Origin of the sequence: Vibrio sp. ER1A (assembly GCF_000733315.1) — a bacterium.
Classification (GTDB): Bacteria; Pseudomonadota; Gammaproteobacteria; order Enterobacterales; family Vibrionaceae; genus Vibrio; species Vibrio mediterranei.
This window is the reverse complement of sequence record NZ_JPJA01000027.1, coordinates 1-23,180: the sequence shown is the minus strand read 5'-3', so window position 1 is coordinate 23,180 and position 23,180 is coordinate 1. Positions and strand designations below refer to the sequence as shown.

Annotated in this window: 41 protein-coding genes; 14 read left to right on the top strand and 27 right to left on the bottom strand. The window is 42.8% G+C overall.

Annotated features, from left to right (window positions below; genetic code table 11):
• Positions 1-5: 5 nt before the first annotated feature.
• The 26 genes from HW45_RS03530 to HW45_RS03405 form a co-directional block, all read right to left on the bottom strand.
• The gene (locus HW45_RS03530; RefSeq protein WP_443083030.1) at positions 6-1,763 is read right to left on the bottom strand and encodes a terminase; all 1,758 of its coding nucleotides are present in this window, start codon (positions 1,761-1,763) and stop codon (positions 6-8) included.
• Positions 1,753-2,697: a hypothetical protein gene (locus tag HW45_RS03525; RefSeq protein ID WP_038224816.1), complete on the bottom strand. Its 945-nt coding sequence runs from the start codon at positions 2,695-2,697 to the stop codon at positions 1,753-1,755. The genes HW45_RS03530 and HW45_RS03525 overlap by 11 nt, the downstream gene beginning before the upstream one ends.
• 61 nt (positions 2,698-2,758) lie before the next feature.
• Positions 2,759-3,169, bottom strand: coding sequence for a hypothetical protein (locus HW45_RS03520; RefSeq protein WP_038224813.1), 411 nt, complete (start codon positions 3,167-3,169; stop codon positions 2,759-2,761).
• Positions 3,170-3,535: 366 nt separating this feature from the next.
• A complete protein-coding gene (locus HW45_RS03515; protein WP_200874562.1) occupies positions 3,536-3,874 on the bottom strand; it encodes a hypothetical protein in 339 nt (112 codons plus the stop codon).
• A 220-nt stretch (positions 3,875-4,094) separates the two neighbouring features.
• The gene (locus tag HW45_RS03510; RefSeq protein WP_038224805.1) at positions 4,095-4,445 is read right to left on the bottom strand and encodes an immunoglobulin domain-containing protein; all 351 of its coding nucleotides are present in this window, start codon (positions 4,443-4,445) and stop codon (positions 4,095-4,097) included.
• 224 nt (positions 4,446-4,669) lie between these two features.
• On the bottom strand, positions 4,670-5,200 hold the full coding sequence (locus HW45_RS03505; protein ID WP_038224803.1) for a hypothetical protein: 531 nt from the start codon (positions 5,198-5,200) through the stop codon (positions 4,670-4,672).
• Positions 5,197-5,565, bottom strand: coding sequence for a hypothetical protein (locus tag HW45_RS03500; RefSeq protein ID WP_038224801.1), 369 nt, complete (start codon positions 5,563-5,565; stop codon positions 5,197-5,199). The genes HW45_RS03505 and HW45_RS03500 overlap by 4 nt, the downstream gene beginning before the upstream one ends.
• Before the next feature lie 161 nt (positions 5,566-5,726).
• Positions 5,727-6,047, bottom strand: a complete 321-nt coding sequence (locus tag HW45_RS03495; RefSeq protein ID WP_038224799.1) for a hypothetical protein — start codon at positions 6,045-6,047, stop codon at positions 5,727-5,729.
• Entirely contained in the window at positions 6,040-6,603 is a 564-nt protein-coding gene (locus HW45_RS03490) for a hypothetical protein (RefSeq protein ID WP_038224797.1), read from the bottom strand. The genes HW45_RS03495 and HW45_RS03490 overlap by 8 nt, the downstream gene beginning before the upstream one ends.
• A complete protein-coding gene (locus HW45_RS30280) occupies positions 6,596-7,030 on the bottom strand; it encodes a PadR family transcriptional regulator (RefSeq protein WP_051867722.1) in 435 nt (144 codons plus the stop codon). Before HW45_RS30280 ends, HW45_RS03490 begins: the two co-directional genes overlap by 8 nt.
• Before the next feature lie 19 nt (positions 7,031-7,049).
• The gene (locus tag HW45_RS03480; protein WP_038224796.1) at positions 7,050-7,379 is read right to left on the bottom strand and encodes a hypothetical protein; all 330 of its coding nucleotides are present in this window, start codon (positions 7,377-7,379) and stop codon (positions 7,050-7,052) included.
• On the bottom strand, positions 7,369-7,491 hold the full coding sequence (locus HW45_RS30160) for a hypothetical protein (RefSeq protein ID WP_268745538.1): 123 nt from the start codon (positions 7,489-7,491) through the stop codon (positions 7,369-7,371). The genes HW45_RS03480 and HW45_RS30160 overlap by 11 nt, the downstream gene beginning before the upstream one ends.
• 83 nt (positions 7,492-7,574) lie before the next feature.
• A complete protein-coding gene (locus HW45_RS03475; RefSeq protein WP_038224846.1) occupies positions 7,575-8,000 on the bottom strand; it encodes a Ref family recombination enhancement nuclease in 426 nt (141 codons plus the stop codon).
• Between the two features lie 164 nt (positions 8,001-8,164).
• The gene (locus HW45_RS03470) at positions 8,165-8,437 is read right to left on the bottom strand and encodes a hypothetical protein (protein ID WP_038224795.1); all 273 of its coding nucleotides are present in this window, start codon (positions 8,435-8,437) and stop codon (positions 8,165-8,167) included.
• A 154-nt stretch (positions 8,438-8,591) separates the two neighbouring features.
• Entirely contained in the window at positions 8,592-8,936 is a 345-nt protein-coding gene (locus HW45_RS03465; RefSeq protein ID WP_051867720.1) for a DUF7694 domain-containing protein, read from the bottom strand.
• Complete coding sequence (locus tag HW45_RS03460; protein WP_038224794.1) at positions 8,923-9,144, bottom strand: hypothetical protein; 222 nt, start codon at positions 9,142-9,144, stop codon at positions 8,923-8,925. The genes HW45_RS03465 and HW45_RS03460 overlap by 14 nt, the downstream gene beginning before the upstream one ends.
• Positions 9,141-9,476, bottom strand: coding sequence for a hypothetical protein (locus HW45_RS03455; RefSeq protein WP_038224793.1), 336 nt, complete (start codon positions 9,474-9,476; stop codon positions 9,141-9,143). The genes HW45_RS03460 and HW45_RS03455 overlap by 4 nt, the downstream gene beginning before the upstream one ends.
• Entirely contained in the window at positions 9,473-9,679 is a 207-nt protein-coding gene (locus tag HW45_RS03450; protein WP_038224792.1) for a hypothetical protein, read from the bottom strand. The genes HW45_RS03455 and HW45_RS03450 overlap by 4 nt, the downstream gene beginning before the upstream one ends.
• A 2-nt stretch (positions 9,680-9,681) precedes the next feature.
• Positions 9,682-10,275, bottom strand: coding sequence for a DUF5420 family protein (locus HW45_RS28220; protein WP_051867718.1), 594 nt, complete (start codon positions 10,273-10,275; stop codon positions 9,682-9,684).
• Positions 10,276-10,279: 4 nt separating this feature from the next.
• Entirely contained in the window at positions 10,280-10,570 is a 291-nt protein-coding gene (locus HW45_RS03440) for a hypothetical protein (protein ID WP_038224788.1), read from the bottom strand.
• Entirely contained in the window at positions 10,551-10,973 is a 423-nt protein-coding gene (locus HW45_RS03435; protein WP_038224787.1) for a hypothetical protein, read from the bottom strand. Before HW45_RS03435 ends, HW45_RS03440 begins: the two co-directional genes overlap by 20 nt.
• Positions 10,974-10,991: 18 nt before the next feature.
• Positions 10,992-11,768, bottom strand: a complete 777-nt coding sequence (locus tag HW45_RS03430) for a hypothetical protein (protein WP_038224785.1) — start codon at positions 11,766-11,768, stop codon at positions 10,992-10,994.
• A 9-nt stretch (positions 11,769-11,777) separates the two neighbouring features.
• Positions 11,778-12,224, bottom strand: a complete 447-nt coding sequence (locus HW45_RS03425) for a ProQ/FINO family protein (RefSeq protein ID WP_081875751.1) — start codon at positions 12,222-12,224, stop codon at positions 11,778-11,780.
• Positions 12,193-12,711 carry a hypothetical protein gene (locus HW45_RS03420; RefSeq protein ID WP_038224781.1) on the bottom strand — a complete coding sequence of 173 codons (519 nt, stop codon included), beginning with the start codon at positions 12,709-12,711 and terminating at the stop codon, positions 12,193-12,195. Before HW45_RS03420 ends, HW45_RS03425 begins: the two co-directional genes overlap by 32 nt.
• The gene (locus HW45_RS28215) at positions 12,689-13,624 is read right to left on the bottom strand and encodes a helix-turn-helix domain-containing protein (RefSeq protein ID WP_051867716.1); all 936 of its coding nucleotides are present in this window, start codon (positions 13,622-13,624) and stop codon (positions 12,689-12,691) included. The genes HW45_RS03420 and HW45_RS28215 overlap by 23 nt, the downstream gene beginning before the upstream one ends.
• A gap of 71 nt (positions 13,625-13,695) precedes the next feature.
• On the bottom strand, positions 13,696-14,058 hold the full coding sequence (locus HW45_RS03405) for a hypothetical protein (RefSeq protein WP_038224780.1): 363 nt from the start codon (positions 14,056-14,058) through the stop codon (positions 13,696-13,698).
• Between the two features lie 361 nt (positions 14,059-14,419).
• Between HW45_RS03405 and HW45_RS03400 the strand changes: the two genes are divergently transcribed.
• From HW45_RS03400 to HW45_RS03335, 14 genes are all read left to right on the top strand, one after another.
• Complete coding sequence (locus HW45_RS03400) at positions 14,420-15,070, top strand: helix-turn-helix domain-containing protein (RefSeq protein WP_038224779.1); 651 nt, start codon at positions 14,420-14,422, stop codon at positions 15,068-15,070.
• A gap of 328 nt (positions 15,071-15,398) precedes the next feature.
• Positions 15,399-15,824 carry a hypothetical protein gene (locus tag HW45_RS03395; RefSeq protein WP_038224778.1) on the top strand — a complete coding sequence of 142 codons (426 nt, stop codon included), beginning with the start codon at positions 15,399-15,401 and terminating at the stop codon, positions 15,822-15,824.
• Complete coding sequence (locus HW45_RS03390) at positions 15,824-16,648, top strand: DUF2303 family protein (protein WP_038224777.1); 825 nt, start codon at positions 15,824-15,826, stop codon at positions 16,646-16,648. Before HW45_RS03395 ends, HW45_RS03390 begins: the two co-directional genes overlap by 1 nt.
• A 74-nt stretch (positions 16,649-16,722) precedes the next feature.
• Positions 16,723-17,841: a hypothetical protein gene (locus tag HW45_RS03385; protein ID WP_038224776.1), complete on the top strand. Its 1,119-nt coding sequence runs from the start codon at positions 16,723-16,725 to the stop codon at positions 17,839-17,841.
• Positions 17,842-17,852: 11 nt separating this feature from the next.
• Positions 17,853-18,473, top strand: coding sequence for an MT-A70 family methyltransferase (locus HW45_RS03380; protein ID WP_038224774.1), 621 nt, complete (start codon positions 17,853-17,855; stop codon positions 18,471-18,473).
• 4 nt (positions 18,474-18,477) lie between these two features.
• The gene (locus HW45_RS03375) at positions 18,478-18,720 is read left to right on the top strand and encodes a hypothetical protein (RefSeq protein WP_038224773.1); all 243 of its coding nucleotides are present in this window, start codon (positions 18,478-18,480) and stop codon (positions 18,718-18,720) included.
• The gene (locus HW45_RS03370; RefSeq protein WP_038224772.1) at positions 18,692-18,931 is read left to right on the top strand and encodes a hypothetical protein; all 240 of its coding nucleotides are present in this window, start codon (positions 18,692-18,694) and stop codon (positions 18,929-18,931) included. Before HW45_RS03375 ends, HW45_RS03370 begins: the two co-directional genes overlap by 29 nt.
• Before the next feature lie 16 nt (positions 18,932-18,947).
• Positions 18,948-19,208, top strand: coding sequence for a hypothetical protein (locus HW45_RS03365; protein ID WP_038224770.1), 261 nt, complete (start codon positions 18,948-18,950; stop codon positions 19,206-19,208).
• 31 nt (positions 19,209-19,239) lie between these two features.
• Entirely contained in the window at positions 19,240-19,578 is a 339-nt protein-coding gene (locus HW45_RS03360) for a hypothetical protein (RefSeq protein WP_038224769.1), read from the top strand.
• Positions 19,571-19,948 (top strand): hypothetical protein, encoded by a 378-nt coding sequence (locus HW45_RS03355; protein WP_038224768.1) that lies wholly within the window; start codon positions 19,571-19,573, stop codon positions 19,946-19,948. The genes HW45_RS03360 and HW45_RS03355 overlap by 8 nt, the downstream gene beginning before the upstream one ends.
• On the top strand, positions 19,941-20,138 hold the full coding sequence (locus HW45_RS03350) for a hypothetical protein (protein ID WP_038224767.1): 198 nt from the start codon (positions 19,941-19,943) through the stop codon (positions 20,136-20,138). Before HW45_RS03355 ends, HW45_RS03350 begins: the two co-directional genes overlap by 8 nt.
• Positions 20,135-20,578, top strand: coding sequence for a hypothetical protein (locus HW45_RS03345; RefSeq protein WP_038224766.1), 444 nt, complete (start codon positions 20,135-20,137; stop codon positions 20,576-20,578). Before HW45_RS03350 ends, HW45_RS03345 begins: the two co-directional genes overlap by 4 nt.
• Positions 20,579-20,652: 74 nt before the next feature.
• Positions 20,653-21,117 (top strand): Thoeris anti-defense Tad2 family protein, encoded by a 465-nt coding sequence (locus HW45_RS03340; protein ID WP_160171190.1) that lies wholly within the window; start codon positions 20,653-20,655, stop codon positions 21,115-21,117.
• Positions 21,118-21,291: 174 nt separating this feature from the next.
• Complete coding sequence (locus HW45_RS03335; protein WP_038224763.1) at positions 21,292-21,804, top strand: hypothetical protein; 513 nt, start codon at positions 21,292-21,294, stop codon at positions 21,802-21,804.
• A gap of 14 nt (positions 21,805-21,818) precedes the next feature.
• Here the strand turns inward: HW45_RS03335 and HW45_RS03330 are convergent, their stop codons facing one another.
• Positions 21,819-22,970 (bottom strand): tyrosine-type recombinase/integrase, encoded by a 1,152-nt coding sequence (locus HW45_RS03330; RefSeq protein ID WP_038224762.1) that lies wholly within the window; start codon positions 22,968-22,970, stop codon positions 21,819-21,821.
• Positions 22,971-23,180: the final 210 nt, after the last annotated feature.

The following is a 23,180-nucleotide window of genomic DNA, read 5'->3' as shown; positions in this document are numbered from 1 at the left end:
AGCTCCTATTTAGTTTTCCAGTTTCCAGCTGGTGGTCTTGGTGTATTGATTTTCTTCGGCGTTCTTGGCATACGAACAACCATTTCCTTGGCAATGGCATAACTCATTACTTGGTCATCAAAAGCGCCATCAATAGCGTTAGTGCTGCCCTTGGAGTCATACACATAGGTGTTCATTTCTCTGATAGTGCCTATCCACTGGATCCCGTCTGTCTCATGGCGTAGGTCTTCGTTAAGGTTGGTGATGATGATCGGCTTACTGGCTCTAGTGGTTAGCCATCCAATGCGCTGTGTCTCTTCTCTGTCGTCGTCTCTATCGTGGTATTCCTCGGTATAGATTCGAGATAGCGGATAGATATCACGTAGCTTGTTAAGAACAGCATGACCGTGATTGTTACGTTCAGGACCAACATAGGCTTTGTTATAGAATCGGCCTATGTGGTTTATGATCTTGGCGAATTGGTCGGTATCGAGGTGACCAAACCAGTGAGCGACTTGGCGTCCTTGTGCATCGAGTACGTCTAGAGAACTTCTATCACGATGCTCTAACCCTTCAGCAACGTCAGCACCAAGCGCATAGTCTTGGCCTTCGTCTGGTAGTTCCCAAATAAGCAAGTAGCCCATCAATCCCTTGACGAGCTCTTCACCTTTCTTAGTGCTGTTCACTTCGTTACGAACGTCTGACATTTTTCCTGTCTCTGGATTGACTTCGTAAATGAGTAGCGGTTTTTTACATCTACCTTCAGCGGCCATACATTGGATCGCATTGAATACGCGACGACCTGAAGTAAGGAAAGCTTCTTGTGGAGTGGATGGATATTCTTGCTTAGTCTTCTCACCGTACTTGTGGTACGTCTCCATGTACCACTGTCGACGCTCTTCACTAAGCGTTATCTTCATTGCAGTTTCTACAGCTGCAAAATAGTCTTTGAAGTACTTGGATTGTTTGAAGCCAGTGCTTGGAACTGTTGCAATGTAGTTAGGGTGTGTGTACCAAGGAATGAAACGGAAGTTAAAGTCTTTTGGTCCTAATGGTGCACCGCTTTGTTGTTGTTCTTGAGCGAGGTTACATAGTTCATAGTAATAACCCGCAGCACCTTCAGCAGTAGATTCGATAAAGCATTTCGAACCTGTGTGAACGGTAGGCATTGAGCCCGTTTTAACTTCCTCTGCCTTTTGTGGGTACTTAGCACAGATCTTACCCAGCTCTGAAATGTGTAAAAACTGCAACGTTCCTGAGCGAAACGATGTAGCAACACGAATCCACGATTTATTGTTGAATTGAAGCTTACCGCCGTTTGAACCACCACGACGTGATACCAACGTAATACGAGAACGCAAATAGCCTGGTAAATGCTCATAAGGGAATACGACTTTCGATGCGAATATTTCGCCAGCTGAAGGTAGGTCTTGGGCGATTATCCCTGCTTTAAAGTTCTTAGTGAACAAACAACAATCAAGTGCATAGATATCAATGTATGTGCTGAACCCTAGCTGACGGGCCTTTAGAATGATTTCGAATGTATGGGCGGTTTCAAATAGGTCTTTTTGCGCGTCGCGCATCTTAAAAGTAACTACCTTGCCCTTTTCATTCTCAATTTTGTAAAGGTTATTCAGTCGCCAGCGCTTATTTTTAAGGTAGGTTCGTAGGTATCTACGCTTTTGAGGACGTGACAACGCTTTGAACTGGAGATCAGTCAGGCATGGCATGTCTGGATTGAATTTGTAATCGATGCTTTGCTCAATTTGGCCTTTATTCATCATCTGGTAAGACTCCACCAGCTTCAGTAAAGCGCTCTAATATTTCGTCATCCTTCATATCCATAATGTCTTCCAGTTCCATACCAAGATCGTCGGTATCCCCTAGTCCTTCTTTCTGTTTGAGGTCTAACTCATGGCGAACAAGTGCTGTTTGTGCTTCAGCTTGTTCTTTCTTGGCTTGTGCAAGTGGGATAGCTTTGCGTTTAAGGTCGGTATCAACTTTGATATGGGTGGTTTGCGCTTCGACTTTCTTCTTATTGATGTTGACCAGTTCGATGGTGGCCTTCTTGAGTTTTGTGCCTTGAATTTGGTCGGCGTATTGCAGTTCTTTACCAGCGTATCTAATAGCCTGGTCGAAGCAGCTATTCATTCTTCGTTCTAAGTTAGAAATATTCTCTTGCTCTAGTTCAGTAATAAGTCCGTCTTCACGCTCCCCTATGTCCTTAAGCAGCTGCTCTAATTCTTTCTTGTAATCAACATGGGCCTGAAGCGCTTTAAGCTGTGCTGCTTTCAAGAACTCAAGCTTCATGCTTTCATCGACTTCATTCACATGCTTCTCAAGACCTTCGAACACAGCAGAAAACAGCCCATGAACAAACGCATTCTTGTTCCCCTTCGGAGCTCCACCTTTGTTCTTCCTTCTCGTAGGTTGTTTCCCCGTTTCCGTCGATTTTCCAGCAGACGTTGACTCGCGTGATTGCTTGCGAGTGTTAGATTTTTCACTCGACTGATCACTTTCCAGCTGATCACCCTTACTGATCACCTGATCAGGCAACGCTACAGCGCCAGAACTGATCAGTTTTTCTTTTACTTTGTTGTTGAAATAGCGTCGGCCTGACGGAGTTGGGATGTTGTTTTTCTTGCAGAACTCAGCAGCGGCAAGCCCTGAAGCCACCCACTCTAGTTGCAGTTTTCCCCAATCTCTTGGTTTAGCCATAAATAATTACCACCTGATCACGTGATCACATGATCAGTGTTTTGATTACCTTTATCAAGCATCACTGATCACCATTGCGAATATCTAGAGCATGTTCAATCCAGCCTCGCATTTGAGGGATATTGTCAGTTGTAACCTCGATAACTATCCATCCAAGCAATTGGGCCTCGTTCATCTTCTCTCTGTCGTTGGCAAAGCCTAGACCTCTAGTGTGCCTACCTTTGGTGTGATGACCGCCGTGAACCTCTAACGCTAACTTACTGTCAGGCCACGCATAATCCATGCGCCACTTTCTAGATGGATGGAATAAATACTCTTGTTCGTATGGAGGTAATCCGATTAAATTGCGCTGAATTCTCGCCTGTAGCTTTGCGTGAGCCTTCTTAATATCGGATTGGGTTTTGGTAGGAACCTTGGCTTTTGACTCAATGTTGAGGCTTCCAAGATATCTCGAAGGGATATATACGGGCATTGAATGGCATCCTTAAAACACGTTCAGCAATTTAAGGATACCAAAAAAAAGAGCTCTTTTTCAGGCTCGTTGTTAAGGGGTATTCACTTCAATCTCAAATTCACCACTAGATACGACAAACTTAAAGTAAACACTTTGCGTTCCTGGTGCTAAGTTGAATGCGGTAGAATCCGTAAAACTTCCTGACGGAACATCTACCCAATGTTTATCAACCAATCGCTGAAGCTTAACCGTACCGTTCTCTTAATTTAAATCGCAACAAACGCAACACTGTCAATAGCTCGATGTTGCGTTTGTTTTATATTTAATTAACTGTTAATAGACTGTATAGACTCTCTAAGAGAAACTATTTCTGATGTTGCTGGATTATCCATTAACCACCTCAATTAGTTTTAATTCATCTTCACGACCTAACATTGGAATGATGTAAACAGTTCCATTTTCGTCTACGTCTTCACAACCATCGAAGCCCATCTTAACAGCGCATTGACCACGTTTTCCTTGCAACCACCAGGATTTTTCAGCGTCGCAGTCAAAATTTTGACGATATTCATTTTCGCTTGCATCTAAAAGAGATTCAGCAAGCTCTAAATCGCAGTCAAAATACTCTGCGATTTCAGAAATGATTTCTTCATCATGAAGCTGTGAAGCGCGAACACAATCAAAATCCGCTTCATAGACGTAATAACAATTGCTTGCAGTCATCACGTATACATTGTCAGAAAAAAACAAGCAGCTATTTGATACACCGTCGTTAATGATTGATTCTATTTTGCTTGAACTGGTGTGAAACATAGTGCTCTCCGTAACTGTAACTGTTAATACTAAGTTTGCGCGCATTGCGACTAGAAATCAAGATGTCTCTTAATTTAAATCGCAACAAACGCAACACTGTCAATAGCTCGATGTTGCGTTTGTTTTATATTTAATTAACTGTTAGTTCGTTAGACGTACCGCTTAATCCTGTAGTGCTATCAGTCACGATACAACGGAACCTGCCAGCATTACCCGATGTGATACTGGCGATGGTAAAGGTTTGAGTCGTCCCTCCAAGTAAGTCCTGCCAACTTCCATCGAATGTTTGCCATAGGTATGTGTATGTATGGCCGCTCTCTTTAACGTGGTCAGCGGTGGCCGTCATTGGGTCACCTTCATTTAGTGTTTGAGTATTTGGAGTGATGGTAACAACTGGTGGCTTTGGTTTTGGAGCCGCGTTAGCGACTACAGTCTTGGTGATCAGTGGCGTGATTAGCCCAGCTAATAAAGTGCGCTTCATGACTAGCTCCTGTGATTGATTACTAGCCAATAATAACAAAGCCGCACATAGGCGCTTGAGTTTAGGTTCTGTATAAATTTAAGTTAGCTTTTGAAAGGTCTATTGAGGGGACGTATCGAGTAAGAAGGGCCGCTTTGATTGCTGTATCAATAATCTTGATATCGCCATTCTTCCACCAACTATCGATAGTGTTACGGCTTCTACCAGTTTCATTGACTAAATCTTCATGTCGCAATCCGTGACGCTTCAGGTACTTCGATAACGTTGTCGTCTGTGAGTGCAATTCCATCCTCCTTAGCGGCCTGTTCTAACTGCTTAACCGCATACTCTCGTTGTTCCTGTGGAACGTCCTTACCAGTTTCAACCACATAAGCTAATGCTTCGCCAAACTTAGGAACGTCTCTCTGAAATGCTAGAATCAACCTAGCTCTATCAAATGTGACAATAGGCTTGTCATACTGCACACACTCTTTTTCAAGCACCCACCTCAGATCAATAAAATTCTTAGCTGCGATTGCCTTGGTAGCATTTGGTGAAGTCATCCCGGCAAGTATAATACTGGCCGTCGCTCCCGTTCTTCGTTCCAGTACGTTAGCTAACAACACCTTCATTCCATGCGCGTTAATACCACAACCAAGTTCATCTAGGTCTTTTTGATCAGCGAACGCGACATTCATCCAATCTTCGTAGTAGTTCTCCGGCTTAATACCAAGCAGATCAAGAAAGATGTTGTTAACGGATTCTTTTAAGGTCATGACGCGTTTTCTCCTTCTTGAGTAAAGTCGGCATCACTGACGATTTCCTGATCTGGACATTCCACTAGAGAAGCAGCTTGATTTTGGTTTTCTTGCTCCAACACAGCAACACGCTTTGTCATGATTTCAAGGTTAGAATTGAGTGCCAGATTAACGCCAGCTGCTTCCACCAGCATTTGAGTTACTTGTGTTTGGACAACCTGATCTTTTATGTGAGGAATAGCTTTCGCAAGTGCCGCTGTAATTACGCTGGCTACGTTAACCTCTACGCCTTGCTCTAGCATACTCTGAGCTTGTTTGTGCGCTCTGCTCTGTGCGCTTTCCTGAATTAATAGCTCTTGGGTGGTGAGTTCTAGTTGATTCATAATGTGCTGTAACCTCGTCTTTCTCATATATCGTAATTGATTGGAACCTACCAATGTGTTTTGCAAGCTCCACCATAAAGGAATAGAAGCCGAGGCGTTTTGCCTCAGCCGCTACGTTCTGTTTAGGTGATGGCAGATAATTTCCTTACTCGAAAGCTATCTCAGAATTGTTTTGGGAATTGGGGTCTTATAGCCCTTACGCTGTTAGTAGCTTTGTTGACTTCTCTGACACTATCTTCTGCTAACTCGATCAACGCATCGACATATGACGCTTGAGGTTTGACAGTCTCGCCGCAAGTTTCATTTGACTCTTCATTGTCAGAACCAATTAGCACTACTTTTAGGTCTTGTGTCTCAACCGAGTTAGTTGCAGTAGAGCCCGATAGTGTCAAAAGCAGGTTATGTAGGCGCTCAAACTTACCTTCTTTAGCTATTTTTCCAGCATTGATATCACCCAACACAGCTGTATTTTGATTATTCATGCGTTTCTCCTTCTCTGAACTTAAAGCCCAATTCTCTTAGGGCATGGTTGATAATTTCTTTCTGTGTATCCCAAGGTACATCTACATTTTCGATGTACTCGATATCACCATTACATACTTCACAGTCGTGAGTAGGTATATCGTAGTTACACGCGCTACAGCTTCGCTCTTGTTGAAATGAATGCTCACCACGCATTGGACCTTTGAGCTTATCTAGGTGTGTACCTGACTCTATTGAATCCACCAGCGAGTAAACACGCTTAAGTTCAGGGCTAAATTCCAATACATCAGATTTTTGGTCGATCAGTCCGTTACCCTCTGACATAAGAGTCGCAGCACATCCAAGAACGCGAGCAAAAGCACTGGAACCTTCGTTGTGCCATAACTGAGCAAGCAATAGAATTGGTCGTCTTTCAGAGTCAGACATGTATTCAATCTGCTTACCATGGCCTGTATATTCATCTAAGATTTGAGCGAGTGTGTTCATGCGGTAAACCGTCTCAAAGTCTTCTTGAGTGGCTACGGCCATTTTGATGGTGTACGTTTTTTCAGTCATTAGCTTTGACCTTCTTCAATGTGGCCGTTAGCGATTCAATCTGAAGCTTCACGGCACTAGTTCGATAGGTCACTACTGGTTCTTCTGGCATTTCAGCCAATAGCTCTAGCTCTTTCTCAAGCTTTTCGAGGTGTATTGACGTTAAGGAAACGTCGGGATAGCAAAGTAAGAACTCGGTATCCATTAGGTCTTGATTGTGTTCATAGGCTTCATGGTTACAAGTTAATGAGTAGAGCTTTTTGTCTGGTTTACCTTCCTGTGGAACATAGGTCATGTTGAGCGGCATTTTCGGAAGCTCACGATAGACCTGTTGATGGCTCCACTTTAAACCCTTGGCACTTATCGCCTTCGATATGTCATACCCTGTGATGTTTTCATTTGCTTTGATTTCAAAGAAAAGCGCAGATTGCAGTTTGCTAAGTAACATTGGTCGTGTCCTTTTTGTTTTATCGTTCAGATTTCTTAACTTGGTTAAGGTGTGCGTATTCAATAATTGCTTTGGTTGGTGATAGCTGGTGGAGTCCGAAACAAATGCGGTGCTGCTTCAGAATGTCCAACAGCTGCTTTGCTAAGTAGTGAGGTAACCCGCGTTTTAGGTAAGCGTTGATCTGAATAGAATCGCGGCCTAGTTGCTGACAAAGGTATTGAAACGTCTCTTCTTTAGATTCGTTCCTGTCATTAGCTAACAGCTTGATTGCGGCCTTGAATCCTGTAGAAGCCATATCTTCATAAATGTACGGATTTATTTGTCTTGCTTCCTCTTGCTTACTTGGCATCTTTACGCCCTCCTTTGCGAGATATGGGATGTACTCTAAAAAAGCTTTTAGAAACCTGTTCAGGCTTTTTGCCCCAGCGTTTCTCTCGAATTTGCTTAATATCATTGTTCATTTGGCCGTGTCCTTTGATATTCGAACGTGTTTTTAATATACGTCAATGTGACATTATTTCAATAGTCAATTCGCATTAATGTTTTAACCTTGACCTGAATCAATCTTTAATAAGTCGTCAAAAGAGTAAATCCCCGTGATCTCTCCTATCGCGTCAATGGCATCCAATGACAGCTTTGACCACACGAACCTAACTAACTCCAGGTCACTGCCAACCTTCTCCTTGAATACCTTCTCATGACTACCTAGCGGCGAGTGTCGTACAGGCTCACCCTTCGGTAACTTCATACCGCTTGGTACTACTCCTTGATGATGCACACCACAAATAGGCACACCAAAGAAGTGCGCCAACGGTGCCTTACTTCCCTTGTCAGTACTATGGTGAATGGCTAAATACTCTGGTAGATAATCATTCTCGTAATTCAACTTATTACAGGCCACGCAACCAACCGCTATCTTCGCGGCCTCTAAGTAAATCCTCTCTGCTTTTGTTGGCGTTCGTGAGTTCATTTTCTTGGCTCCAGACATAAAAAAAGGGAAACCAAAACGGTTTCCCTTGTGCTTAAGTGCTCTCTATTAACAGGCATTACCCAATGGCTAAAGTTAGTATTGGAGGACTAACAGCACTTAGATTAGCCAATTTTCGAACAAGCAGCAGTGATCACGATCATCAATCACAAAATACTTTTAGTGTATTTTCTCCACATCAAGAATAACGTCGCAGCGGAAACCACTGCACCAGCTATGAACAACCACAGTATTGGTTCTTTGTCCGTTATTAATCCACCAGCCAAACAAATGCCGAGAAGCACAACACCTACAAACAAGTTCTCTGACTTATTTGGTCCTATCTTTAGTCTGTATTGGTTGTGCACTAATAACGCTATGTAGAAGATGACAACGCATAGTGCGTAAATCAGTCCTGTCTTTAAGTAGATATCAAACATTGGTCGTGTCCTTTGGTTTTCCATTTAACAACAACTTTCAATATGTCAGGTATACAAGCTTTAGGTACTGACAAAGTAGCTGTTTCGAATTTTCCCGATCGTACTTGGTGGGTATGATGGTTAGCAGCTTGCTTGGCTAGTGCTTTGTTAATCATCAATCGCGCCTCCACATGAATGCTGGCGGCTCTGGCAATACCCACAAATGACGCATGTTTGCTACGTTAACAACATTCGCGTTCTCTGGAAAAACTTCTACCGCCACCATCTTTCCATAACCTACTGCGTTCTTAATGGCCTGAAGTTCATCCCATGTAATACCATCAGCCCAACGGCTTCCCTGTACTTTTGTTGATGAAATGGAAAGCCGATACACACCCTCACCTTCGTCATAAACTTGGACCAGAAAATTTTTGCTAAGAAAAACTCGAATCAAGTTTTCAGCATGCTTGATGGGCCATGAGCGCCGATTCACCTCTCTAAACGCCTTAATCTTTGTCATAACCATTCACCTTGTCATTACTCTGCTTCGGGCGCTTAAAGTAAACATCCTGTGATTGGCATGGTGAGCAATATTCGTCGGGGATATCTACCCACTCACACTTGTGGTAAAGATCGCAGTGAATACGGCAATCTGAATAGGTGCCTGTTCCCTTGTGAACCTCATACTGATCACCGTCTAGCGTCACCGTTTTGATAGCTTCGGTCATAACACGATCCCCAATTTTTCAAGCTGGATATTCACGTAGCTCTTCGTTTGTAGTCCACCGTAATACTCCCCAGATGTGCGCTCGATGCGCCATAACTCAATCAATCTTTCAGTATGGTTATTGCTATCAAGTTCTACCGGGTTAAACGATTGAATATGTATCTTAGAGATCAGCGTTGCGTCAGGTTCGTATTCACGGAATATTGATGTTACTTGATCAGCGATATTCTCACTCAAATCAAACGACTCGATGCCACTAATTGGCGCTTCTTTCCATATTCCAGTGCGGCGCTCTTCATAAGTAACTAATGCACTAAAAAAACACTTCTTCATGCTCTGCCCCCTACTTGGTGAAGCTTATGAACGATAATGGCCTCTTCAGGTAAACCAAGCTCTTCAGAAATACCGCGACGAACCTGGTTACTTGCCATTTCTATATTCGGGGCGCGAGTAGTACCGTCTAACGTGATGGATAAATCATTTGCGCCTGTGGCCTTGGCTACCCACTTCCAATTAAATGCAAGTTTCTCTTTCATAATTAAGCCTCAGTTTTAGGTTTGATTAAGTCGTACCATTGGCCGTAGGTTAGTTTTTCAAAGCAATCTGGTATCTCTATTGTTCCATGCTTTTCATTGCCACCCTTTGGGATCGCAAACCCCAAACCGTCACTCAAATGACCTGCATTTGTTGAAAGCATCGATACACCTCTACCCGTAGCTGCTCCAAAGCCAGTTCTCATTACCTTGAAATGGACAACAAGCCACTGCCTGTAGTCTGGAAGGTCTTTTAACTTCTTATTAGCTTCGACGACTAGGTTATTGAAGTCGCGACCAAGAGAAACACTCTGCTTACCCCTAATAATCGCCACCCGACTTCCTTCGAACTGATCAAACTTTGGTTTGGTCATATATGACGCTCCAACAAGTTCATGATCTGGATGAAAAGCAAGGCTTCTAATTGTGGATACTTCGCCCCAATTTTTATTTTCAGTCCAAGCGATTGCTCCTGTAGCTAGCAACAACTCGTCAAACACAGCTTTTCTCGGTCCTAAAATCTCTTCCTCATACTTCTTATCAAGTTCATCCCTGATATTTGAAGGTACAAAGTAATAGTCATAATTTTCTTCGTTCATTTGGTCATGCCTTTTTATCTGTTAGTTCGATGCGAACTGTTTCTAACGGCTGGTGGTCTTGGTCTAGCAATATCAAATCAAAGTCACCAGTTAGCCCAAACTTTATGTACTCGATGCCTGAATGGATAAATCGAAATGAAGCGTACCCACCGCCAAACTCAATTACCTTCAAGCGCTCAAGTAAAATTTGGTAAATCTCTTTTCCTGCTAAGATGTATGTAAGACGGCGTGAATTACATATTTCATGCAACACAGCACTTTGTTTTAGAATTTGATCAAGCTTTAGTGCTGACATGCTTATCACCTTTGAAAATCATCTTGTGAATGGCTAAAACCTGATCGTCATTGAGTCCATCAGCACCACGGCTGAAAAAATCAGCCAGTTCGCGGCGTTGCTTAGTGATCAGTTTCCAGTGATCTATATCTTCTAAGCTCTCAAAGAAACGGAATGTTGAGTCTCTAACGTATCCTGACTTAATGTTTCCTTCCGAAATGCCATCAGCGGTGTAACGGCCTTCTATCGGGAACTTCTTATCGAGTTCAATAATGTCCATGTAGCGACGCGCAACTTTTAACACCTTGAACGTGTAAACTTCTTCACGCTCTTCCTTAGTTAGTCGGCAAGTTGTAAGCGGGTTTCTATTCGCCAAAGCAAGAATCGTCTTGCCTTGCAGCTGCTTACTTAGTTTTGTGATCATTTGGTCGTGTCCTTTTACTTAAGCTTCGTTCTGAAGCATTTTTTTCATGTATTGTTCGTGAAAACGCCCTTTTGCTGCGTAACGGCCTAGCTTGCTGCTCTTGAACCAATTGCCGTTTAATTTGGTCGCTTTCATTTCTTGAGCGAGGGCCTGTTTAAAATCCGACTCTTTTACAATTCGAGTGATCGTGCCGTACTCACCTATCGACATTGGCCTAGTGATAAGCTCATAAGCAGCTGCAATCTCTTTTGATTTTTGTTTCGAGAAACCGTAATGCTCACCAATGCGGGTTAACACCATCCAACCAATAGGCGCACCTTCAGTAAGCTGGTTGATCTTGTTGTCCACCTCTTCAAATCGGTTGTTGATTTCGGCCTGTTGCTCTAACTGAATGCGACGTTGTGCCGCCATGCTATTCATTAGGGAAATTATCGGGTCATCAGAGAAGTGTTCGAATTGGCCTTGCTGCTCCGTTTTAGTTTCAATAGCATCTTGACGAGCGGCTTTACCTTCTTTAGTCATCGCAGCAAGCAAAACATGGTTGGCCGCGTTCATAGAAAACTGATAAACCGTACCAGGACGGCCACCTGAACTTTCGAGCGTCAATGCTTTAAAGTCTTCGTTCTCTACGAAACCGTGTTTTACTATTTGGCGTCTTATCTCCCTAGCTGGCGCGGCCAAACTTAAACCGCAAACCTCAAGTAGTTGCTTACCTTCCACTTGCATTGTTTCCATATCCACAACACCAGATTCAATTAAGTGGGTCGCTGCTTGCTTCAGAGTCGTAATTTCCATAACAGATCCTTATTTAAAGCGTTTCATCACTTCACGGGCTGCTTGCTTGTCTTGGTCGGTAATCTTGTCACCGCGTGAACCATCCAAACACGTCCGATAGGTCTTATTGATGATCGCTTGTTGATATGCAGGGTTATCAGTCCATAGGCGCAAGAACTGACGAACCTTAATAACTGGAAATGGTTTTTCATCCATGGACTGAACCATGGCGCGGATCTCTTTTCCTGTGCCGATCTGCATTGGCACAAAACTAGTGAATAGCGCGGGAAAGTTATCGGTGAACCAATTAGCAACGCCACTATCGATAAGTTTTTGCTGACGTTCGGCGCGGGTCATCTTCTTGGCCTTTTTCTCTTTGGGTACTGTTTTTCTCGCTTTCGGTTTGGCGCGGTTTTTACTGGCCATGTTGACCACCAGCGTTTTCCTACCGCGTTTCTTTGTTGTTACTGTTGTCATTGGTCGTGTCCTTTTTGATTAGATTCGCTATGCGATCACTAAATCTGTGTTTCTTACCACTTCGTGCAAACTCTTCTCGCTTTTGGTCAGTTATCGAGACTGCACTGTGCACTGGTAATGCAATTAACTCTTCACCGGGTAACTCAAGTTGGTTATTTCTCTCCAGTTCGTCGGCCTGTTGTAGATACTTGCAATATTCTTCCTGCACTTTGTTAGCTGGCGTTCGTCTTAAATTGAAAGAGCAATTCGCCATTACCCAAGTTTCTGCCCTTCCTTCTGGTGTCCTAGCTAGATATCTCGCATAGGCCCGTTGATACTCCGACTTGGTTCGGCTATTCACCAAAGCGATGAATTCACCTAACGACGGTGGAAACTTCACTTCTTGCGCCAAACGTTCACGGCAAATCAAGAAAAGGCGTTCTAAATCGGTTAACGACAAAGGTGCTATGAAGTTATCCCACTCTCTACTCGGATCCCTGCCATTCATCGTTCCCCAAGTCTTCCCGTACAGCGCCGCCATTCTTCGCCAGAATTTCATCGTAATGTTGCTCAATGTATGTTCGACGCATTGCGATGACTGATTCCCTAACTGCTGGGATCTCATTGGTGGCGAGCTGGAGCTCATCGGGGAAGATCGATTGGTCGGCAAACTCACCGTATTCAATTCCTCTATGGATTTCGGTTTGTTGTCTCTGTGCATAGGCATAACCATCCGGTTTTTGGAAGTTCTCTTTACGTGCCGCATCCAGTTGAGGGAACTTATCCCGCAACTTGGTAGGACTAAGTATGTTTTTTCGCCAAAAGCTATCTTTGTTGGCAAAAATAAACACGTCTTGAATTTCTTTGTGGGTTAGGTCGTCACGTTCACGCATGAGTCGAATAGCATCAGCCCATTTGTTTGGGTTGAACTTAACGTACTGAGTGACTTCCTTGATTCGAGAAAAAATAAACCGAGCAAGCTTCATGTCATCGTCTGAGAATTTATTCTCTGACGTAAGATCTTGTTCAGTAGTAGGATCTAGAGTAGTAGGATTGGGTGACACCGTGTCACCATCAAAATTGTCGCTGTTGTCACTAGGTGGTGTCATATTGTCACCACTAAAACTTTGCTGTGGTGTCACAATGTCACCACCAAAATTTATCTTGTATAGGTTAGAGTTGTTTTTGTTGCTGCTCGTCTTTCTTCGAATAACACTGATAAATCCCAGCTTTTCGAGATCATCAACATGTCGCATTGCTGTTCTTCGGCTGACGTTAGCTACATCAGCAAGATAGTCATAACTTGGATAGCATTCACCAGTTTGCGGATTCGCCAAATCAGAAAGTGATACTAGAATCAATTTCCTAGCTGGATTGTTTAATTTAAATCTTAGAGCTTGCGCCGTTCTCAAAAAACACATAGCATTTACCTTGTTGTTTGGGTGAGTCCAAAACAGCGTTTCTTTTCGGTAAAAAGAATCTTGAAAGCCGCCTATTGGCGGTTTTCGTCTTTTTGGTCGTCAAAAACTTCATCAAGCTTCTTGTCAAACTCCCCTAGCTCTTCTTTGAACTTATCCAGACGTTCTGAAATTGCTTCGGGATTTTCTTCTTCGTTCTCTACTTGCGGCTTCACCAATAAGCCTTTTTCACGCAATACGGCGATCACTTCTTTAGGCTCTACCGCGCCTAGTTCAGATAGATATGATTCCAGAACTTGGTCATCGAGTTTGTCTAAACCCATATTGGTATCCACCAGGATGTAGTAACCCAACATTTCAGCGCTCAAACCTCTGGTTAATGCCAAAGCAGGAAAAGCACAAAGGCCGTTTGTCTGGTTAATGTTTTTGTAAATCATCGTTTTCCTCTGATAAAAAAAATGCGCTTTGGTGATAAATGTTCTTGTTTAGCCAGCTCCATGTAATAACTGACTAAACCATTCATCCCAAAACGCACTACATGGATACGGTTATAGATCCTTCAATTCAATGGCTCTTCCGTGAGCCGTCATTAATTGTTGATCGAAAGTCATAAATTATCAATGGTGTTTTATGTGATCTTGATGATGTTTTATAGAATCGAAACAGGTTATTTATTGAGCATTTTATATACGCCACGAACGGACGCAGAAAGACACGAAATGTTGCTATGTGACAATTTGTCTGCAAAAATATGTAATACACCCGTATTACATACATAGCATCGGAGATAAGAAATCTATGAACATCGCCAAGTCCGTTCTGGCTCAAAATATCGATAGGCGTATGGCCGATCTTGGAGTCAGAACCTATAAAGAACTTGCCGCCATTTCTGAAGTGTCTGCTTCTGTACTTACTAATATCTCAAGCAACCCTAAAAAAAGCGTTATGGCTCCTGTCGCTGTTATGCTTGCAAAAGCTCTAAAGTGTCGCGTTGAATGGTTAGTTACTGGCGAAGGCCCAATGAACCTTGATGAAGTAGAACGCGCTAATAGATTACGTTTTGGAGCTCCAGTTATCGAAATCAATGAGCTTGCACGTACAGACCCTAAAGACCTTCTACTATCTATTAGTGAAGATGAGACTAGAGAACGCCACCCTTGCCCTAAAGGTAATGCTGAAAGTCTATTTATCATCAAAACAGACGTGCAAATTGGAAAGTACCCAGCTGGTGGAATGATTTACTTTGATTGGGATAGCGAACCTAGTAGTGGTCAATTAGTTGTAGCTAGAACTGCCGAAGGCATGGCACCTGAAGTCATGGAATACTATTTTGCTAGAGGGAAGAAGTTTTTAAAATGCCTGAGCGAAGAAATACCAAAAGAACTATTGGTCACAGAGATAGAACCAGAAATGGAAATCATAGCAGTAATGAAATCATACGCTATCTAATCACAAAACCTCTCACCGAATAGAAACGCCAGCAAATTAGCTGGCGTTTTTTTATGCATTCAAATCACATTCGTGTTTTTTTTATCAATCTGCGCTAATTTTTTTGACGAACATCAATTTATTATTGCGTCACAAACTGCTATGGTATGTCACGAATCGCAACAAGATACACACGAACAAGTTTATCTTTTGCATGAAAAAGCCGCCTACAGCGAGGCGGCTCCAAAGGACACGACCAATACCAGCAATTAACAGGAATTGGAAGTGGTGTAAGGAGCGACCAAACCCCTTACACACTCAATACTAACAGTGAATTGGAGTTCATTCAATGAGTGAAGAAACGCAAGAAAAATCCAGCGGCAGTTTAGAAAAGGCCTATGACCGTAAGACCGACTTCCCTGGTCTAATATCCCAAATCGAAGCTGGCTCTATCTCTAATGTGCTTGGCCTAGCAATGTCTAACGTTGCCCTAGCTGTAGCCAATAGCGGAAAGCAGGGCGAAGTAAGCCTTAAGATCAAGCTAAAGCCAGCATCACAAACCGACCCATCGATTCTTAATACCGTAGTTAGCATGGCAGTTAACGAACCTAAGCCAAAATTTGGTAGCAAAAAAGAAGACTTCAAATACGACACTGTTGCTTACTGCGGCTATGGCGGCAAGGTCACATACGAACGTCCTAAAGAAGATGTTCGTTCTCAACTTGGTTTAATCCCTGAAGGCATGGCACATCTTAAAGTAGGAGGTAACTACTAATGTCACTCGATAAAGCAGCAATTCAAGAGCTAGTAAACAAAGCAAACGCACCACTTTTCCTTGATCAAATCAAAGAATCAAATACCAAATCGACAATCATTGCATTGCCTAATGATTATGTAATGAAAGATTTGGAAGAGTTCAAAACGCATCGTGATAGCTTCCGTGGAACTTTCAAAACTGGCTTAATCACTGAAATCGCTAAGTATGCCAAAGTCTATTCTGCTGAAGGTTCGGCGGCCTTTGTTGACGTTGATTTTATGTCAGCAGAAATCACTTTCGACATTGGTACTGTTGAGCTACCACTCCACCAGCGTCACACAGCTAAATGCGCTCTAAAGAAAACGGCACCTTTCAAAACACTACTTGGTGTGAATGGTCACAAGATGGATCAGCGCCAAATTGCTGAATGGTTAGAAGATTATTCAGAGTATCTAACCCCTATCTCTGGTGGTGAGAATCCTCTAGATATGACTCAAGCAATTACAGCGCTTCGTGAGCTTAACTTTGAACGTGTTAGTGGCAGTGATCGTGCAGTTAGTAATTTTGCATCATCACAAAGCGAGTATGAGCGCGAAGCGGTCACTACCAAAGGCGAACTAGTTATTCCAGACGGATTTGTTTTCGAGTGTGTACCTTATCAGGGTTTAGCATCCCGAAAATTCGAAATGCGCCTATCAATCATCAAGAACGAGATCTTAATTTTGCGCATTAAGCGCTTGGAAGAAATTCAAGAAGAAATGGCACTTGAGTTTAAAGATACGCTTCTTACTGAATTCCAAACCAACGAAATCAAAATGCCGATCTACATCGGTGAGTTTTAACAGTTCTCATTGAACAGGCGCAGGGACGCGCCACCCCAAAGGCCACGACCAATTTTTCTTTAACAGGTAGCACCATGACAGAACAGATCTCAGTAGAAACCGCCGTTAACGGCCTAGCTCGGTCCATGACAACACAGCTTCAAAATTTACTGTCACTTCTTGGAAATAACGTTAGCACCATTAACGAAGCGTTAGATAATGACGTTGAAGCCTACAACACACTTGCTGACGAATGTGAAAAGCTTCAGACAGAACGTAACAGCCTTGAGCTTAAGCTTAATTCCCTTAGTGATAGCCACCAGCAAGATAAACTTGAGATTGAAACGCAAATTGCTGAACTCACTAAGACTATCACTCGCCAAAACATCAAGCTTGGTACTTTTGCAGAACTCAAAAAACAGCTTAAAGAGCTAAAGGAAATGAACCCGAAGGCCATGAAAGAGCGCTTGGCTAATTACCGCAAAAAAAATGAAGATCAGGCAAAAGAGGTGATCAAGCTTCGTACAGAAAACAAGAAATATCGCACCGAGAATTCATCGCACATCATTGAAAAAGCAAAACTAGAAAAAGTGGCACTCGAAGCTGGCAACGCTCATGAAGAGTTAAAGCAACGCCTGTTGCACAATGATGGTGACGTTATCGAAAAACGCTTTAAAGGCAAAGATAACCTTGAGTGTGCGATCTATTACTTCCATTGGCCTATGAACTTTATCCCAATCGGTGGTGAAGTCTCTACCATTGGCGATTTTAATTTCCACATAGAGATTCGCACCAGCTACGCGATCAACTTTATTCCGTCATGTTCTGCATGGGGCGTTTTATTCTGGCCTGAAATCTCAGAAATCGAAGGTAAGGTTCCTAACGGTTTGGTGGACGAAGCAACAAAGATATTCCGCGAACGCATGGAAATTTCTCACGAATACCTTATTGACCGTATTGATTGGGCTAAATCTGAAGACCTGCACGACGTTGAAGATTTAACAGAGCGTCAACTAGAGCTACTGAACGGTTCTAACGTCCTAACTGTTTATTCCGTGTCACACATGTCAGAACTCCAGTTAGAAAAACGAGTTAAAGGCATGGGTTCGAAAGGAATCAAGCAAGTTCGTGAAGCAGTCAGATCTCATGTAGAGAAATGGGAACGTGAGAACTGGACAGGTGAACTAGCTAAGAAAATTGGAAAGCTTAATTAAGGGAGATAGATATGTCTGATAAGTACCAGTTGGTTTATGCGGATCCACCTTGGAAGTCAAGAAATGCTAATACTGGCGGCCGACTAAAATCCGGTGCGGCTGCCAAGTACAAAACCATGAGCACTAAGCAGCTGTGCGAAATGCCAGTATCAGAAATTATTGCTCCTGAATCTGTGTTGATCATGTGGTACCTCAGTTCCATGCCTATGGATGCCATTCAAGTAGGTCATGCGTGGGGATTTAAGAAGTTTCTTAATATCAATGCGCTTGTATGGGAAAAGCTCACTAAGACAGGAAAGCCTCATTTTGGCATGGGCTGGGGAACACGTGCCGCGACTGAATCTGCTTTGCTAATGTACAACGGTTCGATCACTCGACAAATCAAAGAAAAGAATCACAGAAATCTGTTTAGTGCACCTATGCCAGTGGACGAAAACGGGGAATACATTCATAGCGCCAAGCCTGACGAAGCCTATGAGATTGTAGAGGGCATGACAGGCGACGTTAAACGAATAGAAATGTTCGCTAGATGCGATGAGCGTCGTGAAGGTTGGGACGTGTTTGGTAATCAGGCCGATGGCTCAATTATCTACGAACCAGCAAAATTTATTATTCCAAAACTGGAGATTTAGACTTATGTCTGTATTTACTACCGCACAACTATTAGTTCGTTACTCGGTTCTTTCAAACGATGGTGAGTCTCCTTTAAGTGCACGTACTCTTCACCGCTGGAGAGAGAAAGAAGGATACCCAGACCCTATTAGAACTCGTCCTCAATGTGTATTTATGGGTACCGATGTTTTGGGTTGGGAAAAAGGGAAAGGCTACACATTCTTACCAGGACACGCGAATGATGAACAACAAACTGAAGTTCATTGATGATGTAGCACAAGCGCACATTGCCGAAGAGGAAGAGGTTGCGCTTGCCTTATTAGCTGGTGGAGTGTCCACCAGCCAAATAAAACACTTCAGCTACCCATCAAAACCACACCTAAACACAAATATGATTGTCTGTACTGAAATACGAACCTACCTGAACGGACAACTATTCCACATCGAGCCTATCAACACTTTAGTTCTAGGCTTTTAAAAAAGGATACGACCATATGACCACTACGATTCAAATCGCAACAGATGATATCTCGATAGGAAGAGATATAGAGATAAATGGCAATCGCCATCGCGTCGAAGCATTTTCGTTTTCACCAGCGATTACCGAACTTACAGAAAAAGAACGTTTATTGGATGTTATGACTAATGAGCTAATGGACTTAAAAATCATTGATAAAGACCAACATGGAGTGCTTATCTGGCGTCACAGTGGGATAAAGTTGGTGAGTGAGAACGAGGACGACGAAGATGCCTAGATGCAAATTAGTTCCTCTTAAGTGCGGTGAAATGGACTTAATTGCAAAAAAAGTCGGTACTTCTAAAAGAGCCGAGCGCATTAAGAGAAAGTTAACTCACGCGAAAGATACGAAGTTCTCAACCAACTGGAAAGTATTCAGCCGAGAGCCTAGTAAATCAAAGCGCGAAGAAATCGAAGTTAAATCGGAAGCTTACGGTGATGGGTGGTTTGATGGTTTTAATTACGCTGAGTCACTCTATTTAAAGCGTGCAGAGGAAAATCATAGTGGTTACGCCGATGTGGATATCGTTGGTTTATCCGAAGATGCGCAAGAGGCGTATAGATTGGTAAATTTGAAATGCGCAGGTTTGGAGGATGACGATGAATAAGCTTAATAAATCTTGTGGCTACGAAGGGGCGCATTTCGGAGCGACCTACAATGATGCAACTTGCATTAATGGGCGACTTTGGGATCTAGATAGCATTGACAATGGAATGCTTACCAGTGGTGGGGATGCTGCCTGCCCTAAATGCAACACAGAAGAATACCTCAGAGATGCAGCAACAGATCTTAATGAAGGAATATCAGGCAATAACACGACTAACGTACCTATATGGTCAAGTATTGTTTCTGGTTGTCGTGAGCTCAATCCTGAAGGTACAGAAACAGCACTAAGAGCGATTGGTAAGGTAAGTATTATATCTAATTTTTCTACAGAGGCCGATGAGCCCGAATATAGAGCGTTTATTTATGAGTAAGGAAGCTGAAATCAAAATCCAAGCTATCGACGGCAAAGATTACAAAGTTATTGAGGGAGATGGCACTGTCTTTGACTGCACCAATTGTTGCACTTTTAGGTTAAGAGACGAAAAGTGTATGCAAGCTAAGTGTTTGCCAATTGAGCGTAAAGATGGAAGAAACGTTTATTTTGTGGAGATCAAACAATGACGACAATCGCATACAGTCATAAAGAAAAAGTAGTCGCCATTGATTCAAGAGTAACGATTGGTGACTGCATCATCAATGATGACGAAAACAAAATCTACGCTACCGAACATGGAGTATTTTTTCTTGCTGGCAATACATCGGACTGTCGGTACGTTGCAGAGAATTTCTCTTCGCCGCCGCGTAAAAACGCGCATGTGTACGGAATTATTTGGAGGAATGATAAAAATCACTGGCTCTCTCTTGATGATGGAGACGTCATATTGACTGAGCTTAATTGCGATATCACTGCTGGTAGCGGTGAAGCATACGCACAAGCCGCGTTGGATTTCGGTAAAACCGCAAAGGAGGCGGTGGAATACGCAATGACGAGAGATTGTAAGACGGGTGGAGAGGTGCGAGTTTATTCCATTGGCGCAGAGGGCCACTCATGCAAGAAATAATATGGAAAGCTCGAAACGACGGGTTCAGTAATCTAATACGTGAATTTTATAAAGCAAATAAGGAAACAGAAAAAATGAAAACAGCAGTAGTAAACGGAAAAATATTAACACCAGGATTGTATTACACGCTAGTTAGTCAAGACGGCGAGCGAACAACTGCCTACTTATACTCGAATCCTGATTTTTTTGCACATCAAGAAAAGCCTAGAGAACCGCATAAAGATTATTCTGCGCTAGGCTTTGGCCTCAACATAGCAGATGGCGGTGGATTTTTGTGGATTGATGAAGTGAGTAAAAGCACCGACATTTGCATGACGTTCGGTCAAGCAATTGAAGCCATGAGGCAAGGCCACAAAGTAGCTCGTGCCGAATGGAGCAGAAAGGGAATGTGGTGTCACTATGAATCTCCCGAACCAGGTATTGCCCCAATGCTCACTAGACGCGGTGAAAAAGGCACCTTGTGTTACAACTGGATAGCAAATTCAGAAGACACACTAGCAGATGACTGGAATGTCATCAGCGGAGGAGTGGCCGGATGATAACAAAGAAAGAGGTAATCGAGCACGTGCAGAAGTGCGCTAAGAAAAAATCAGGATTGTTCAGGAGATATGTCTTCGATATCTCAGACAATCCATACGACATACGTCACAGATATCACGTAATTTGGCACAACGCCTTTTACGACGCTAGAAAAAATAAAGAAGGTAAATAAAATGTTAAAAAAGTATAGAAGCCATAAAGTGGTACATGCAGAGCCTATGGCTTACGACGATTACGTCGCTCACTTTAATGACAATTACCATCGGTTAGGGCCAGCTATGAAAGATATAGAGCCTATGGATCCTGATAATAAAGGTTATTTGGTGATATATAGCAAAGGAACCTCAGACGAATACCATTCTTGGAGCCCTAAAGACGTGTTTGATAAAGGTTATCACGAGTACACACTCGGCGAGTCTAAGTCTTCACACTCTGATAAATGTTCACATCCTAACGGTGGTCCAGTCGGAGTTCTTACTAGTCCAAGTCCTTTTGATGCAACAGGTAACCCGATGTTGAAATATTTCGCATACGAACATCTACCGCCGCACCTGCAAGAAGTAAGTGAACCAATTGCAGCCCTTGCCCTTGTCATGAACGAACTGCCAAACTGCCCCGAAAAAAGCGCAGGAATGCGTAAATTACTGGAAGCCAAAGACTGCTTTGTAAGAGCTAAACTAGGTTGATCAAAAAAGGGGCTTCAAGCCCCTTTAATCCATTCGTAGTAAGTATTCAAAGCCACCAGCTGATCCGCTAGATAATCCCCTTTGTTGTAGACGGCCATTACTCCAGCCATCGAGTGACCTAGTAACTTTTCCGCTACGTGTGGCGCAATACCCAAATCAGCTAAGTGAGTAGACATAGTGTGTCTAAAAGAGTGAGCAATCATATCATCAATACCAGTGTAACGACGCATGTAGGTAACTCTTAACGACAACAACTTACCCGGTGGTGAGGCTGGATCTTCATAAGGTATTAAATAGCCACCTTTCTCGGTTATTTGCTTCAGTTCGTTAAGCATTGGCATCATGAACTCTGGAATTGGCCGTACTATCTTCTTACTGTTTTTTGAATTGTCGGCCATGATAATAAACTGCATATCTTGGAAGTTTAAATTCCTCTTCCAAGTAGACGTGCCAATCTCAGATACACGGCAACCCCAAAACATGAGCATAAATAGTAAGGCTCTATTTTCTATGTTGGTCGCGTTCCCTTCGCAAAAATCCAAAATTGCTTTCAGTTCTGTGCGGGTATAGATGCGATCTCGGACTTTACCAAGAGAACCAACGTCTTCAATCTTAATTGCTGAAATAGCATTAGGCTTGATAAGTCCCAATCTAATGAGGTAAGAACACATTGCACGACATTCTTTTAGAAGGCGGCCGCTTATCGTTGGTGCCTTTTTGTTCTTAAGGATTTCGATCCACTTTAACGCCGTAATATCATTGAGAACTAACGAGCCGTGTTTTTCTAGCAAGTTATGTCTAAATATTCCAATTGCATCGTTGCTGTGCTTTCTGTTTGGCAAGACGTGTTTCTCATACCAGCAATCAAAACCTTCTTGTATTGTGTACTCACCATCCTTTTCTATCTTATGTTTTGGGTTCTGGCCTTTGGTGAGCTTAATACGCATTTCATTGTGAATAGACCTAGCTTCTTTGAGCGTGATATCTGGATATTTGCCTATCAGTGCAATTGCTGGTTTTGAGTTCCATCGATGACGATAGTAGAACGAGATAGAGCCCGACTTATACAGCCTAGCAATCATACCGCCACCGTCTGAAAAATCCTTAAACGGCTTGCCGTCAGTGGTGTTATTTTTTGATTTTAAAAACTTCTCTGTGAGCTTCATATTGGCCCCTGTTATCTGCATAGAATTCACGTTACATATGCACACCTATATACACATTTTTCAGTGCAGTCGGTAAAATTCGGTGTCATAGTGTGTCTGGTCGTGTCCTTTCTGGTTTCCTTGAAACCGTTGACAATTCTAGGCTAAACGGGGATTCTTGACTACTGGTAACTTCTCATTTCTTGCCGTTGCTTTGTATATTGCATTACA